The following is a 15544-nucleotide window of genomic DNA, read 5'->3' as shown; positions in this document are numbered from 1 at the left end:
CTTAACGTTGCCTAGACTTTTTTAAAAGTGTCCTTTACAAAGGGGACAGTTTAAACTTCACGGGTCTTTTTTACATGGGTGAAAGTGATGAACTGGAAAATCATACTACAGTCCGACGTGCTTTCATAAAAAATGGTATGATTGTCATAGCAAAGAGGAAAGCAGTTTGGTTCAGATTCTATTTGACCGGCAAATTAATCCTGCTTACAATAATATGATCGTTACCGTTTATGTAAAAACCGTCGAGTCGTTTTTCTAGAACAGCAGTTCTTGTCAAAAAGGGCGAAGACGTAAGGAAGGGAACAAAGGCGTGATTGTTACGACAGGACTTGAGCCTGGTGAAGAAACCTTGCGTCACGCAGCTGAATTGGCTAGTACATTGGGGCTACAGGTTGTGAATCGACGCGATTTTTCATTGGGTCAAATGCGCAAGCGATATGGGGTAGAAGAAGTATTGGTGGTTTCCGCTCTCGGAGCACGTTTGGAAGTGCCCGGGAAAAAACCATTCTTTTTTCATCCGAATACATCTGCTTTTCGTATAAAGCGGCTCATGCGCGGCGATACTGATACTATGCTTGTTGCTTGCCAAATTCATCCAGGGGATGAAGTGCTTGACGCAACCTTGGGGTTGGGTGCTGATGCAATTGTATTTTCTCACGCGACTGGCGCAAATGGGAAAGTTGTTGGCATCGAATCTGAGCGATTGCTAGCCATCTTGGTAGAAGATGGACTGCGGCACTGGTCATCCGATGCGGAAGAACTAGAGCAAGCCATGCGTCGTATTGAGGTGCGATGTGGCAACCATCTAGAAGTACTAAGAGGACTGCCTACACGTTCCTTCGACGTTGTTTATTTCGATCCCATGTTCGAGATAACTGTACAAAGCTCGTCGGGGATCGCTGGAGTCCGGGTGCTCGCCAATCCAGATGCTCTTTCAGAGGAGGCTGTTTTGGAAGCGCAGCGAGTTGCGAGAAAACGTGTGGTAATGAAAGAAGGAAAAGAAGGTAGGATGTACGAGCGCTTTGGTTTTACACCGTTTCGCTCCCGCGGCCAGCAGGTCGTGTACAGCTACAAAGAGATAGGTGGAGGGGAGTGACCGTGCAACAAAGGGAAAGGCTAGTCGTGATTATTGGCCCAACATCGGTCGGAAAGACTCAGCTTAGTTTGGAGCTGGCCGAACAGTTCGACGGTGAGATCATTTCCGGAGATTCCATGCAAGTATACCGTGGAATGGATATTGGCACCGCAAAAGCAGAACCTGAGGAGCTTGCGAGCATACCGCATCACCTCATTGATATTAAAAATCCAGACGAAGAATACTCTGTCGCGATGTTTCAGGAAAGTGCCGCAGCGTTGATTACTGACATCAACCAACGTGGCAAACTTCCGTTTATCGTTGGCGGGACAGGTCTGTACATAGAATCGGTTACCCATCGATTTCAGTTTTCCACCACTTCTCAAGACCCTGAGTTCCGTGATCGTCTGCAAAGATTGGCTGACAGCGAAGGCGTGGAAGCACTGCACGCCAGACTGGCCAATGTCGATCCGATTACAGCCGAACGCTTGCATCCCAATGATGTAAAGCGGGTAATTCGCGCATTGGAGATTTATGAAAGCAGCGGGTATAAAATGTCCGACTTTCAGCTGCGGGCGCAGCATTCACCTTATGATTTGGTGATGATCGGTCTCACGATGGACCGCGCAAAGCTGTATGAACGAATCAATCACCGGGTCGAACTCATGATCGAAGCGGGTCTGGTTGAGGAAGTGAGGGGGCTCTTGGATGCTGGCTACGACGCGTCACTGGTCTCCATGCAAGGCTTGGGGTACAAGGAGCTCATCCCTTATCTGTATGGAGAAATTACGCTAGAAAAAGCAGTGAACGACATACAGCAGCGAACGCGCCATTTTGCCAAACGCCAGCTTTCTTGGTTCCGTCGCATGGCAGAAATTCAATGGTTTGACATGACTGATCCGGCCGAGCAGAGGAATAACGTGGAAACTATCAAGCGAATATTGGCAGGAAAGTTTCAACAATTGCCGAATATATAACATACAAGTCCTTTTAGGGGGTAGTGTACATGAAACAGACGATCAACATTCAAGATACGTTCTTGAATCATTTGCGGAAAGAAAACATCGCGGTTACCATTTACCTTGTGAACGGATTTCAATTGCGCGGGTATATTAAAGCATTCGATAATTTCACGATTGTGATTGATAGCGAAGGCAAGCAACAATTAGTATACAAGCATGCGATCTCCACTTTCACTCCGCAGCGCCCTGTATCGCTTATGTCTCAGGAGAACAACCAACAGTAATCGAAGCAACACCAACAGCCAGGATACATGTGATCCTGGTTCTTTTTTATTATCTGGCACGGGTGGGGTGGAGGAATTTGGAAATAAGTAATGACGCTGCTTACAAAACGTATTTTTATCGTAGGATATGGGTGGCCACGACCATCATAATGTTCATTTCGACTTCCATAGATGGATTTTGGAGTTCTGAACCTGAAGAAAATACGTGGGAGATGATTGCAATTTCAGTTGCTTGGTACTCTGGCGCATCTTTTTTCATCAGCGCATTTCTCATCAATCTGAGATGGAAATTCCTTAAGCGCAAAAAGTATCAATAAAGAAGCCCTGTCGCCATAGAAGCGAACAGGGCTTTCATATTACTCCATGCAATGATTATTTGTGTAAATTTGGAACGTGATGCCGAACTTGTCCTTCAGATTGCCATATGCTGGGCTGAAGAACGTTTCTTGCAGTGGCATTAGCACTTGACCGCCTTCTTGCAGGGCATCAAAAATCTTATGAGATTGTTCTTTATCATCGGTCGAGATGCAGATGGTCACTTGATCACCAAGTTGATGCGGTTGTCCTGGAAAAGTATCGGAAAACATCAATTCCGTTTCACCAACGCGAATAGTAGCATGTCCGATACGATTCTTGGCTTCTGGAGGTAATGGGAACTCCGGATTTTCCGGCATTTCACCGAAGGTTTGCTTGAACAGCACTTCAGCACCTAGCGCACTCTCGTAAAAGCTAATCGCTTCACCCGCAGTACCATTCAAAACGATGTAAGGAATCAAACGCAATGCCATGTGTCAACATCTCCCTTGGTTTTCATATGACCAACTTGTCAAACCCACTTACTATTCTTGCCCATATTGTGATTGTAATGCACAGAACATACGTTTGCAATATGTGGATTGATCAGGACGCTGATGAATTCCGACGAACCATGACTACGTAGCAGATAATAGCACCGATCGTAGAAAGAGCAATGATGATCCCCATGGGTACTGCGGTATGTTCGCCGCTGATTCCCACAAGTGGAGCGACAATTCCACCGCTGATGAAGGAGAGCAGCCCCTGGAGAGCAGATGCGCTTCCTGCTGCCTTGCTTTGATTTTGCATGGCGAGAGAAAATCCTGTTGCGCCCACAATCCCTACACTGGATACGACAAAGAAAAGGGGAACAAGCACAGCAATAAGACCAGCTTGTAGGAGAATCATCGCCAGAAGGAGGATTCCGCCGACTGCCGCAATGGTAATCCCAGCAATGAATAAGGACGTTTCTTTCACTTTACCTGCAAGCTTACCTGTGATTTGACTCGCAATAATAATGCCTACACCATTAATCGCGAAAATGAGACTAAACGTTTGTGGAGACACTTCAAATATTTTTTGAAACACAAAGGGCGAACCGGAGATGTACGCAAACATGGCAGCTGTCACCAGGCCCTGTGCGATGGCATACCCCATAAAAACGCGATCCTTCAGCAAGGTACCAAAGGTCGTCAGTGTATTGCCGATTCCCGCCTTGGAGCGGCGATCTTGTGGCAATGTTTCTGGAAGAGCAAGCAGCACGACGAGAAACATGATAGCGCCGATCAGACCAAGTACGACAAACACGCCGTGCCAGGTAGTAAATTGGAGGATTTGTCCCCCTACGATAGGTGCCGCGATCGGAGCAATCCCGTTAATAAGCATCAAGAGGGCGAAAAACTTCGTCAGCTCTGTTCCCGAATACAAGTCGCGAACCGTAGCACGGGCGATAACAATTCCAGCAGATCCAGCAAGACCTTGTACGAAGCGAAGCAAGACGAACGTATAAATAGAGGGAGCTACCGCACACAAAAAGGAAGAGACCGCATACAAAATGAGCCCGATAATTAAAGGAATTCTTCGACCGCGTACGTCGCTGATCGGCCCCGCGAACAATTGACCAATGGACAGGCCGAGCATGCATGCTGTCAAACTGAGTTGGGTCATGGAGGTGCTCGTCTGCAAATCATCGGCAAGCATAGGAAGTGCAGGTAAATACATATCTAAGGACAGTGGGCCAAACGCAGAAAGCGATCCGAGAATCGCCGCCATCCACAGCCGACGTGATTTGTTGCCGGTTAGGGACGTGGAATCAAGTTCTTTTGCTAGATTATTCACGGCAAGTTGTCAAACCTTTCTCAATTATTATTCCAGGAAAGAAGCTTTTTACAACTCAGAAGTGGGTTGCGTATTTTGCAAGTAAAAAGCTTGGAGGTTGCTGTGCATGCGATCGAGCGAGCCACGCAACACATCCTTTTCTTCCTCTGAGAATCCGATAAAGCAATTTTCCTCAATGACGCGTAATACTTCTTTGACATGCTTGGTAGCCATCCGACCTTTGTCGGTAAGATAAACGCGGGAGATACGTTGGTCCCGTTCATCTGCTCTGCGCTCGACAAGTCCCGATTTGGCCATTCGATTAATCATGACGGTAAGCGTAGCGGGCTTTACTCCGATTTTTCGGGCCAATTCTCTTTGAATCATTCCATCTTTTTCAATCAAGCGCATCAAGAGTATAGGTTGACCGGGATAGACGTCGTATTTTTGAATCAGAAATTCTACATTTTGCCGATGCATTTTCATTACATGCGACGCAGAATGGGTTAATGCGGTTGCATAACTGAACTCCACCAAAGTACCCCCAATTAATTAGTGTGCTAATGAATATTCTGTTAACGACGTCCGTAAGTTAATGCCTTGTCCTATTATACAAAAACGATTGGTCTTCGTCATGAAAATGATTTGCATTTACGAGCTTTGGGAGGATACGCGACATTCTTTGGAGAAGTAATGATGTCCTTGAAAATCGAATGAACAGGTTAGGTGAGATCAAGATGATCCTGAATGAAAAAATAAAAGCGGCAGTCGTACAATTAACAGGGGTAAACGGGGAAGATCTCGGAATCATCTCCACAAAAGAAGCGCTTCAAATGGCAAAAGAACAGGGAGTGGACCTGGTATGTCTTTCTTTGGCTTCGAGTCCGCCGCCTTGTCAGTTAGTGAATCGAACGAATTATAAGGAACAGGTCATCAAGGATAACGCCAAAAACCGGAAAGCTGAAAAAGGCGTAAAAGTTAAAGAAATTCGTCTAAGTGCTTACATCGAAGACCATGATTACGATACGAAAAAAAGACAGGCAGAACGAATTCTATTATCCGGGGATGCCGTGCAGTTGACTGTAAAACTGGAGAAAAAGGAAAGTCAGGAAGCCAAGCGATTAATTGAGCAGCTCGTTAAAGATCTCGCTCATTGCGGAAAACAGGATAAAGGGATTCAAGTAAGCGGTAAGCATGTAGTTGCCAATCTATTGCCACTCTAATGACGAAAAGGGAGTAAGCGCATGCCTTTTACTTTTGCTCATCCGGCTATTGTTCTGCCGTTACGAAAATGCAAGTGGTTTTCGTTCTCTGCCCTCGTTTTTGGCAGTATGGCACCCGATTTTGAGTATTTCTTCCGGATGCAGCCATTCAGCGTGTACAGTCACACCATGCACGGATTGTGGCTGGTTGATTTGCCCATCGCGATCTTATTAGCGTTTTTGTACCAGTACGTGGTCAAAAAGCCGATGCTTGCACGTTTGCCAGAGTGGATTGGACGAGGGCTGGGCTACACAAACAATGGAAGCAGAATGCCAGCGTGGCGAACGGCAATTGTGTTTATATACTCCGCGTTACTCGGTAGTTTGAGTCATATCGCATGGGATGCTTTTACCCATGAAGGTGGGCGTATGGTAGACCACTTCTTGTTCTTACAACAAACGATCTCGATCGCCGACTATAAGGTGCCTGTTTACAAGCTGCTACAGCACGGCAGTACCCTTTTCGGTGGCTTGGCCATTTTGTATGTCATTGCGCGAAGTGCGCGGAAAAACAGACAAATCGTCATGAGACAAGTACCTGTCTTAGAAAAATGGTTGTTCTGGTTCGGAGTGGGGGTATTTGGTATCGTGACGGTCTTTTTCCACGCATTCTTGGTAAAAGGAATTTCACCCTTCGTCCATCCTTTGCAGCAAGTCGTACCGTTTCTTTCGGGGTCACTGCTTGGAATTGTAGCGCTCTGCTTCGCTTTGGACAGGCTTAGATTGCAAAAATAGGGCAGGTTTACCTGGTTCATGAGTATACTTAGGTATAATACAAAATCCCTCAAGATGAGGGATTTTATTGTTTCTAAATTGAAAAATCCTCGGACTTCAGATTCATTAAATCATCACGAGTTGGGTCAGGAATTTTGAGCAATCTAACTGCTTGCACACGGATTGCCTTTTCAATATTATTTCGTACATATCTTGCATTACTGAAATTTACTTGAAACGGATCGCTCGTTACTGTTAGCAGTCTTCTTCTCAGTTTTTCGCTTGCTTCAGCAGAGATTCTATACTCCTTGTTCTTTGCCATTAAAATTGCGATATCCATCAACTCATCCACCTCATAATCTGCAAAGTTGATGTGGACGGGAAAGCGTGAAGGCAGTCCCGGATTTAATTCAAGGAATGTATCCATTTCATCATTGTACCCTGCAATTATACAGACGAAATCATTGCCAAAGTCCTCAAGGCATTTTGTAAGACAGTCTACAGCCTCTTTTCCAAAATCTTTTTCACCGCCACGAGCTAATGAGTAGGCCTCATCGATAAATAGTATTCCTCCCATGGCTTTCTTAACAAGATCACGGGTCTTCTGTGCCGTGTGCCCAATAAATTCACCAACGAGATCTGCACGTTCCACTTCGGTTAGATGGCCCTTAGTTAGAACACCCATTTCCTTAAAGATCTTTCCGAAAAGGCGTGCAATTGTTGTTTTCCCAGTACCGGGATTTCCCTTAAAAACCATATGGAAAACTTGCTTCTCAATTTTAAGCCCGTGTCGTTCCCTTGCTTTATTCATTTTGATGAGCGCATAAATTTCATAAATCGTTTTCTTGGCTTCATGTAAACCAATCAGGCTTTCTAATTCTTCAAAAACAGTTGTTAAATTTGAACTCGACGTGGTACGAACGATTTCAGGTAAAGTATTTAGCTGCTTAACACTGACAGGTCGATTGAATACAACTTGAATGCGATTATTACTACTCGAAGATTCGAGCACCTCAGTCTGAGGAATGGCTCCTGCTTGCTTCACATGTTTCACCTGCCTTGACCATCATACAGAAAGTATACTCAGGAACATCGGAAAATCTGCCAATTTTTACGCAAGAGATCGAATTGGACAAGTCATTACGCGGATTGTTGTGAAATGGATGTTATTCAAGTAGGGGAAATTGGAATATAAGAAATGATAAAGAGAAATTGATGGAAAATTATATATTCATGTAACTATCTTATAAGAACAAGAGATATTCACTCTGCTCTAAATGATATGGGCAAACACAAGATTGACCAAATTCCAATATGTTACTATTATGGTGATTGATAACAGAGGGGAGAGAGGAAGTTTTGCATAAATATAAAACTATTTTTGCTGCAATCGTATTAGCTACTTCCATGTCATTAACGAACATTGGTCCTATTATTGCGAATGAAAATGTGAACGCAGAAGACATTGATGACACTAATAGATTTAGAAAGGAAATGGGTCTTGAAGAATTAACGGAACAGGATTTTTCCAATAGTATGTTCAAACTCTCTAAATTTGGTGCTTATTTAACGGTAGAAGAAGAACAAGAACTTGAAGAAAGAATCAGTCAGCAAAAAGATAAGATTCCTTTTATTAAAGATTATATTGATGAAAATTTTAAAGAAGAATTAGCCGGGATCTATATCGATCAAAAATCAGGTGGAGTAGTTAATATTGGATTTAAAACCAATGCTAAAACGAAGGTAGAAAATCATCTTGAAGAATTGCAAGCGTTGTACGAAGAGGACAAGTTAATCTTCTATTATACGGAATACTCTGAGGAAGAACTAAACGAAATAGCCGATTATGTTTTTCAAAATGCAGCAAGCCTTGAGAAAAAAGGGTTGGCTATCGTTTCTGTCAATGTTGACTTGCCAACTCAAAAAATTAACATCGGAGTAAAGCAAAAGCCATCAGTTAAAAAGGCTGCAAAGCTTCTTATGGCAGAAATAGATGAAAAGGCTGCATTGGCTGAAATAGGTTTTGACGCTGACATTTTCAATATCAAGGAAGAAGAAGTTAGGAAAGCTCAGGCTCGTCCAGATGACAAATTCAGGCCTATTCAGGCAGGATTAAAAATTAAAAATGATACGGAGAATCGAACTTGTACGTCAGCGTTTTCTGCGCAAAAGAATAATAATTTTTATGTCATAACTGCTGGACACTGCACAGATAATGTTGGAGATAGGTTTGAACAAGGAGGGGCAAGGTTTGGAAGAACAGCAGATTTTAATTTCGGTGGAAGCGTGGATGCGGCCATTATCGAACTAACCAAAGGTTCTGAAGATGCTACCTATTATCTTTTTGGAAATCGCAAATCAAACTACAGTACTATTACAGAGGTTCAGAGGACAAGGGACGAAACCATTGGAGATACTGTGTGTATTTCAGGAAGTCAAATGGGAAAAGTGAAATGTGGCACTTTGGAATCTACGAATTGGAGAGGGAATATAGTAAGCCCAAATGGAGAAACTCAATACTTCACAAACATGCGACAAGCCACTTATTCTGAAATAAGCGGAGATAGTGGAGGGCCTATATTTTATGGGGGAACAGCCATTGGAGTGCATAGTGCTGATACAGGAGTATTTACTCATATCAGTAAAATAGAAGATTATTTTAACCTAGATGCAATTTTTACTGAAAATTAAATGGAAACTAGAAAGGTAAAGGTAGGGATTGCAATGAAAAAGGCTTTACTCTTATTTTTAGCAGCATTACTCATGACTGGATGTGCAACTAGTTACAATGAGATTGAAAGACAAACATTAACTGGATACGTCATTGAAAAAGATATTGAAAAAAAACGTCTCTTAGTCATAGAAAATGATGAAACTAAGACGAAAGACAGTACGAACTATGAAGCAGAGTGGTACTTCCCAAAAGAAGAAGCAGTCTTCCAAGATAGCAAGGGTAATAACATTTCATTTGATCAAATCGAAGTGGGGCACATGGTATCTACATGGTCAACGACACCGTCCGCGCAGTCATACCCCAGTTCAGCAGAACTCAGTAAACTTGTAATTAATGCAGAAAGCAAAAATCCAAGTAATCAAATGGATGAAAAAAAGGCAATTCAATACGCAATAAATTACTTAAAGAGCAAACATGATAACGGAGTCATTATTAAAAGTGCAAATGGACAGAAAGATCATTGGGAGATCAAAGCAACAGATTATGATAATGAAGTAGATACTATTCTACAAATTAATACACAAACGGGAGAAGTAAAAGAAGGTTGACTCCCTGGATTTCCAGTAAATGAAACGTTCAGAACTTGGCTACAATGCTTAAGATGAGTTAAAACCTTTTGATAAATGAACGGTGATTATCTAGAACATAATGAGAAGCTAAGGAGAACGATATCCGTCATCGTCAGCGACCCTTTTCAAGAAAACTTTAGCTATATTTCACATAAAAGTAGACCAAAAGATTAACGACCATTACTCCGTGACCGAAGAGTGATGGTCGTTCTGTTTGCTTCAACGATTCCTGTTCGAAATTCCATAATAGAGCATTATCAAGCATGCGGAGGAACAAGATGGAGCAAAAGAAATATACAGACTAATCATTCAAGAAAAGCTTGATGGAGCGAATGCAAGCTTTCAATACGACGTAGAAACGAACAGCATCCGGGCATTCTCTCGAAATATGGAATTGCATGAGGAAGAGAATCTGCACGGCTTTTTTCAATGGACACAACAGCTCCCGATAGAGAAAATCGTGGCGGGTATGGTTTATTTCGGAGAATGGTTGAATCCGCATAAAATCAAATATCCTCAGTATGATAAACAATATTTTTTATTTGATATGTACGATACCGCTGCCTGCAAATATGTGGATTTCGCTATCGTGGAAAGGGAAGCGCAGCGACTTGGCTTGCATCTCGTACCGGTTTTTTATCAGGGGGAATACCAAGGAGAAGAGCATCTCAGATCGTTTGTCGGTAAAACAGCTCTAGGTGGCAAGCTCCGGGATGAAGACATCGGTGAGGGCATCGTCGTGAAAAATGCCGATTACCAGGATCGTTTTGGTCGACAGTTATTTGTCAAAATCGTCACGGATGTATTTAGTGAAGTCAAACGTCAAAAGCCACCGAGAGATCCGAATCAACCGAAGCCGGAAGAAGTGTTGTTTGTAGAGCAGTATGTGACGCTTGCGCGTGTGGAGAAGTTTCTCTACAAACTGATTGATGAAGGTGTCCTGGAAGAGACATTTGGCGTAAAAGACATGGGGGTTATCTTGAAAAATCTGAATCTCCGCATTCATGAAGATATCCTCAAGGAAGAGGCGGATGTCCTACCTGATGGATATGATGAGAAAGAACTCCGCAAAGTGATTAGCAAAGTGATTCCGCTTTTCGTGAAGGAGATTTTCTCAGAGAAAGCGGCAGGTAATCCATGACACAAGTTGATTTCAGTTGGCGTGACCCGCTGCCGTAACGTTTTGGGCAAAATGTGGTATGATAGTGCATGAAGGGGCGTGAATCGGTGAACGATCTGATCAAAACGAAAGAAACAGCCATACTGATTGGTTGCTATTTAGATAACCGGAATGAAGAAAGAACCCGTCTATCCATGGAAGAATTGCATGAGCTGGCCGATACTGCTGGTGTAGAAGTACTGGACGTCATTACGCAAAATCGGGACCGGGTTGATTCTGCCTGGTATTTGGGGACAGGAAAAATTGATGAAATCGCGCAGAGGGCTGAAGAGCTGGATGTGGACGTCATCATTTTCAACGATGAGTTGTCTCCGAGTCAAACTCGTAATTTGGATAAAGTTTTCGATTGCAAAGTGATTGACCGCACGCAGCTCATTTTGGATATTTTCGCAGGGCGTGCACAATCGCGTGAAGGGAAAATCCAGGTAGAGCTGGCGCAGTACAACTACTTGCTGCCTCGGCTTGCCGGGCAAGGAAAACAGCTGTCTCGTCTTGGGGGCGGAATCGGTACGCGTGGTCCGGGTGAAACCAAGTTGGAAAGCGACCGTCGTCATATTCGCAAGCGGATTAGTGAACTTAAGCAGCAATTAGAGGATACCGTTCGGACGAGACAATTGCATCGGGAGCGGCGGAAGAAAAACAATGTCTTCCAGATTGCGTTGGTCGGCTATACGAATGCTGGGAAGTCGACGATCCTCAACAAGCTTACGAATGCAAACACGTTGCAGGAAGACAAACTGTTTGCCACTTTGGACCCTACGACCAGGCAATTGGAGTTGCCAAGCGGATTGGATGTGCTATTGACGGATACGGTTGGTTTTATTCAAGACTTGCCTACGAGTCTGGTTGCTGCATTCCGCTCGACGCTGGAAGGTGTAAAGGAAGCGGATCTCATCCTGCATGTGGTGGATAGTCATCACCCTGATTTCCAAGTACACATGGAAGTTGTAGACAAGATTTTGCGCGAGCTAAAAGCAGAAGAAATTCCGCTGCTTGTCGTTTTCAACAAGGCAGATATGCTTGTAGAGGGCTCGTACTTGCCACGTGCAGACGAATCGATTCTGATTTCTGCCATGCGGGAAAATGACCTGGAGCAACTGCTCACCCGGATTGAGTCATTTGCCCTGCATTCTTTCAATGAGATGAAGCTGCGTGTTCCTGTTGAGCGCGGAGACATTCTCTCCTTATTGCATCGGGATGGGGTAGAGATGGAACAAGAATTTAATGAAGAGGAAGCGGCCTACTTGATCACCGTCCGTGTGAACAAGGATAATCCGATATACGGCAGGATTGCTCCTTTCCTCCTGGATAAACCAGAGACTGTTGAAGAGAGTTGGTAAGTAACACATGTTTTCATATTTTTCCCATGGAGAAAAGCTTCGCCCTCTCGTAATGGAGGTGGAGGCGACGATCTCAGAGAGACATCGTCAAATTTCCGCTTTGGTGGATACGAATCAACTGAAAGTATTGCGTTCCTTCCAAAAGCATGAAGTCAATGAATTTCATTTTTCAACATCCACAGGCTATGGCTACGATGATTCCGGACGTGCAACGCTAGAATCGATTTATGCCGAAGTGTTTGGTGGAGAAGCCGCTCTGGTGCGCAACCATATCATCTCAGGTACGCATGCGATTGCGATTTCTTTGTTTGGTATTCTTCGTCCAGGCGATGATCTTCTCTATATTACGGGCAAACCATACGATACGCTTGAAGAAGTAGTAGGTGTGCGCGGCGAAGGTCAAGGCTCACTCAAGGATTACGGTATCGGATACAGCTACGTGCCATTGACACCAGAAGGTGAAATTGATTTTGTGGCTGTCGCACAAGCGATTACACCAAAGACGAAGGTCATTGGTATTCAGCGTTCGCGAGGCTATGCAGATCGTCCTTCTTTCACCATTGCGAAAATCAAAGAAATGATTCGGGTTGTAAAAGAAATTAATCCTGATCTGATCGTATTTGTAGACAACTGCTACGGAGAGTTCACGGAGGAGCAAGAGCCATTGCACGTAGGTGCAGACATTATGGCAGGTTCCCTCATCAAAAACCCGGGTGGCGGCTTGGTCAAAACAGGCGGATATATAGTAGGACGCGGGGATTTGGTTCAACTTGCTTCTTATCGGATGGCAGCACCGGGAATTGGCGCAGAGGGTGGTGCATCGCTCTACTCGCTACTGGAGATGTTCCAAGGCTTTTTCTTGGCTCCACACGTAGTGGGAGAGGCTTTAAAAGGAGCGGTATTCTCTTCGGCTATGCTGGAGCGTCTGGGCTTCAAAACGAATCCACTGTGGCATGAGCCGCGGACCGACCTGATTCAATCCGTGGAGTTCGGCAGTGCTGAACGACTGATTACGTTTTGCCAAGGGATTCAAAAAGCAGCACCAGTCGATTCACACGTCACTCCGTATCCAAGCGAAATGCCCGGATACGCCGATCCTGTGATTATGGCAGCAGGTACGTTTATTCAAGGGGCGAGTATCGAATTCTCGGCAGATGGCCCGATTCGTCCACCTTACTTGGGCTTCGTTCAAGGTGGGTTGACTTACTCACACGTAAAAGTGGGGATTTTGACGGCGTTGAACGGGATGTTGGAAAAAGGCTTACTCGAAATACCTGGTGAATAGGATAAAATCGCAAGGAATGAACGGCATTCTCTAGATGATGGAGGATGCCGTTTTTCATGTAAAAAAACTGCACATAACTTTCTGTGTAATATTATCTAACATCTATTGACAGGGATTTTGTTATAAAATAGAATAAGACTAAGAAATACGAAACAGGAGGGACAAGTCATGAGTGATGACCTTCGCCGGAATATGGCCCTGTTTCCCATTGGGATCGTCATGAAGCTGACGGATCTCACTGCGAGGCAAATCCGTTATTACGAACAAAATGACCTGATTCAGCCCGCCCGCACAGAAGGGAAGCAGAGGCTCTTTTCTTTCAACGACGTAGATCGCTTGTTGGAGATCAAGGCTCTGATTGAAAAAGGACTGAATATTGCAGGGATCAAGCAAGTCCTGCAAATGCAAGAGCCTGCTATGGAACAAACAGAGATTACCACGACGTCCGAAGAGAAACGCAAGGACATGTCCGACAAAGAGCTGCACCAGCTCCTAAGGCAACAGATTATGTATCGCGATGCCACTCGCATGGCGAGGGTGCATTGATACGTGGAGAGCTTTCCCGCTTCTTCCACTAGATAGAAAGCCGATATAGAGACAGGAGGAGAGAAATGTGAGCAAGTTTACAAGAGAAGACATCATGCGCATGGCCCAAGAAGAGGACGTAAGGTATATTCGACTGCAGTTTACCGACCTGATGGGGATCATTAAAAACGTAGAAATTCCGCTGTCTCAATTGCAAAAAGCACTCGATGGCAAAATGATGTTTGATGGTTCTTCCATCGAAGGCTTCGTTCGCATCGAGGAATCCGACATGTACCTGGTACCAGATCTGGATACATGGGTTGTGTTCCCGTGGGGCAATGAATTTGGTAAAATTGCACGTCTGATCTGTGATATCCACATGCCAGATGGCTCTCCATTCGAAGGAGATCCGCGCTACATCCTGAAGCGTGCCTTGAAAGAAGCCGAAGAAATGGGCTTCACAGCTTTCAACGTAGGTCCAGAGCCTGAGTTTTTCCTGTTCAAGCTGGATGCAAAAGGCGAACCTACACTGGATCTGAACGACCAAGGCGGATACTTCGACTTCGCTCCACTCGACTCCGGTGAAAACTGCCGTCGTGATATCGTATTGACGTTGGAAAAAATGGGCTTTGAAGTGGAAGCATCTCACCACGAGGTAGCTCCAGGTCAACACGAAATCGACTTCAAGTATGCAAATGCACTCCAAGCAGCTGACCAAATTTTGACGTTCAAACTGGTTGTTAAAACCATCGCGCAAAAACACGGTCTGCATGCGACATTCATGCCAAAACCACTGTACGGTGTAGCTGGTTCTGGTATGCACGCGAACCAATCGTTGTTCCGTGGTAAAGAAAATGCTTTCTATGACGAGTCCGATGTAATGGGACTGAGCCAAACAGCGAAGTATTACCTGGCAGGTATTTTGCAGCATGCTCGCAGCTTTACTGCGATCACGAATCCGCTCGTAAACTCTTACAAGCGTTTGGTTCCTGGTTACGAGGCTCCTTGCTACGTAGCTTGGTCTGCGAAAAACCGTTCCCCATTGATCCGTATCCCTGCTTCCAGAGGCTTGAGCACGCGTATTGAAGTACGCAGCCCAGACCCTGCAACGAACCCATACTTGGCGTTGGCAGTTATGCTGAAAGCTGGTTTGGACGGAATCAAAAACAAGCTTACGCCACCACCTGCTATTGATCGCAACATCTACGTGATGACCGAGCAAGACCGCGAAGCAAACGGGATCGAGAACTTACCTGCTACTTTGAAGGAAGCAATCGAGTGCCTGAAAGCAGATCCGGTGATTTGCGAAGCATTGGGCGAGCACGCATTGGTACACTTTATTGAAGCGAAAGAAATTGAGTGGGATATGTTCCGCACACGCGTTCACGATTGGGAGCGCGAGCAATACATGACTGCTTACTAATATGCGAAACCCCTTGTGCCTGTTGTGGTCAAGGCCCCGTTTAGTGGACAGTAAGAAAAACCCGGGCCGTTAGGCCACT

General features: G+C 44.6%; 16 protein-coding genes and 1 pseudogene. 12 read left to right on the top strand and 5 right to left on the bottom strand.

Annotated features, from left to right (window positions below):
- Nucleotides 1–310 precede the first annotated feature (310 nt).
- The 3 genes from ACQ5DJ_RS29195 to hfq are packed head-to-tail and all read left to right on the top strand — an operon-like array spanning nt 311 to nt 2321.
- On the top strand, nt 311–1096 hold the full coding sequence (locus ACQ5DJ_RS29195) for a class I SAM-dependent methyltransferase (RefSeq protein WP_429845500.1): 786 nt from the start codon (nt 311–313) through the stop codon (nt 1094–1096).
- The gene (gene miaA, locus ACQ5DJ_RS29190) at nt 1093–2052 is read left to right on the top strand and encodes a tRNA (adenosine(37)-N6)-dimethylallyltransferase MiaA (RefSeq protein ID WP_429845499.1); all 960 of its coding nucleotides are present in this window, start codon (nt 1093–1095) and stop codon (nt 2050–2052) included. The genes ACQ5DJ_RS29195 and miaA overlap by 4 nt, the downstream gene beginning before the upstream one ends.
- A gap of 29 nt (nt 2053–2081) precedes the next feature.
- On the top strand, nt 2082–2321 hold the full coding sequence (gene hfq, locus ACQ5DJ_RS29185; protein WP_007719110.1) for an RNA chaperone Hfq: 240 nt from the start codon (nt 2082–2084) through the stop codon (nt 2319–2321).
- A gap of 115 nt (nt 2322–2436) precedes the next feature.
- Here the strand turns inward: hfq and ACQ5DJ_RS29180 are convergent, their stop codons facing one another.
- The 4 genes from ACQ5DJ_RS29180 to ACQ5DJ_RS29165 form a co-directional block, all read right to left on the bottom strand.
- On the bottom strand, nt 2437–2580 hold the full coding sequence (locus ACQ5DJ_RS29180; RefSeq protein ID WP_429845498.1) for a hypothetical protein: 144 nt from the start codon (nt 2578–2580) through the stop codon (nt 2437–2439).
- Between the two features lie 97 nt (nt 2581–2677).
- The gene (locus tag ACQ5DJ_RS29175) at nt 2678–3109 is read right to left on the bottom strand and encodes a VOC family protein (protein WP_429845497.1); all 432 of its coding nucleotides are present in this window, start codon (nt 3107–3109) and stop codon (nt 2678–2680) included.
- 112 nt (nt 3110–3221) lie between these two features.
- Nucleotides 3222–4454, bottom strand: a complete 1233-nt coding sequence (locus tag ACQ5DJ_RS29170) for a multidrug effflux MFS transporter (RefSeq protein ID WP_429845496.1) — start codon at nt 4452–4454, stop codon at nt 3222–3224.
- Nucleotides 4455–4502: 48 nt separating this feature from the next.
- Nucleotides 4503–4970 (bottom strand): MarR family winged helix-turn-helix transcriptional regulator, encoded by a 468-nt coding sequence (locus tag ACQ5DJ_RS29165; protein ID WP_429845495.1) that lies wholly within the window; start codon nt 4968–4970, stop codon nt 4503–4505.
- A 200-nt stretch (nt 4971–5170) separates the two neighbouring features.
- On the opposite strand from ACQ5DJ_RS29165, the gene infC reads away from it, so the two are divergent.
- On the top strand, nt 5171–5656 hold the full coding sequence (gene infC, locus ACQ5DJ_RS29160) for a translation initiation factor IF-3 (RefSeq protein ID WP_429845494.1): 486 nt from the start codon (nt 5171–5173) through the stop codon (nt 5654–5656).
- 21 nt (nt 5657–5677) lie between these two features.
- Nucleotides 5678–6430, top strand: coding sequence for a DUF4184 family protein (locus ACQ5DJ_RS29155; RefSeq protein WP_429845493.1), 753 nt, complete (start codon nt 5678–5680; stop codon nt 6428–6430).
- A gap of 73 nt (nt 6431–6503) precedes the next feature.
- Here the strand turns inward: ACQ5DJ_RS29155 and ACQ5DJ_RS29150 are convergent, their stop codons facing one another.
- Nucleotides 6504–7454 carry an AAA family ATPase gene (locus ACQ5DJ_RS29150; RefSeq protein WP_429845492.1) on the bottom strand — a complete coding sequence of 317 codons (951 nt, stop codon included), beginning with the start codon at nt 7452–7454 and terminating at the stop codon, nt 6504–6506.
- A gap of 314 nt (nt 7455–7768) precedes the next feature.
- Between ACQ5DJ_RS29150 and ACQ5DJ_RS29145 the strand changes: the two genes are divergently transcribed.
- From ACQ5DJ_RS29145 to glnA, 7 genes and pseudogenes are all read left to right on the top strand, one after another.
- Entirely contained in the window at nt 7769–9100 is a 1332-nt protein-coding gene (locus ACQ5DJ_RS29145) for a S1 family peptidase (protein ID WP_429845491.1), read from the top strand.
- 33 nt (nt 9101–9133) lie between these two features.
- Nucleotides 9134–9691 (top strand): DUF3221 domain-containing protein, encoded by a 558-nt coding sequence (locus tag ACQ5DJ_RS29140; RefSeq protein ID WP_429845490.1) that lies wholly within the window; start codon nt 9134–9136, stop codon nt 9689–9691.
- A 274-nt stretch (nt 9692–9965) separates the two neighbouring features.
- A complete protein-coding gene (locus ACQ5DJ_RS29135) occupies nt 9966–10853 on the top strand; it encodes an RNA ligase family protein (RefSeq protein ID WP_429845501.1) in 888 nt (295 codons plus the stop codon).
- Between the two features lie 86 nt (nt 10854–10939).
- Nucleotides 10940–12232 (top strand): GTPase HflX, encoded by a 1293-nt coding sequence (gene hflX, locus ACQ5DJ_RS29130; protein ID WP_429845489.1) that lies wholly within the window; start codon nt 10940–10942, stop codon nt 12230–12232.
- 7 nt (nt 12233–12239) lie between these two features.
- Nucleotides 12240–13517, top strand: a complete 1278-nt coding sequence (locus ACQ5DJ_RS29125; RefSeq protein WP_429845488.1) for an aminotransferase class I/II-fold pyridoxal phosphate-dependent enzyme — start codon at nt 12240–12242, stop codon at nt 13515–13517.
- Nucleotides 13518–13685: 168 nt separating this feature from the next.
- A pseudogene (locus ACQ5DJ_RS29120) lies at nt 13686–14095 on the top strand (MerR family transcriptional regulator).
- 35 nt (nt 14096–14130) lie between these two features.
- Complete coding sequence (gene glnA, locus ACQ5DJ_RS29115; protein ID WP_429845487.1) at nt 14131–15465, top strand: type I glutamate--ammonia ligase; 1335 nt, start codon at nt 14131–14133, stop codon at nt 15463–15465.
- Nucleotides 15466–15544 lie beyond the last annotated feature (79 nt).

It is taken from the genome of Brevibacillus sp. FIR094 (assembly GCF_050477165.1).
Classification (GTDB): domain Bacteria; phylum Bacillota; class Bacilli; order Brevibacillales; family Brevibacillaceae; genus Brevibacillus.
Note: the sequence above shows the minus strand (reverse complement) of the source record. Positions and strands in the feature narration are given on the sequence as shown.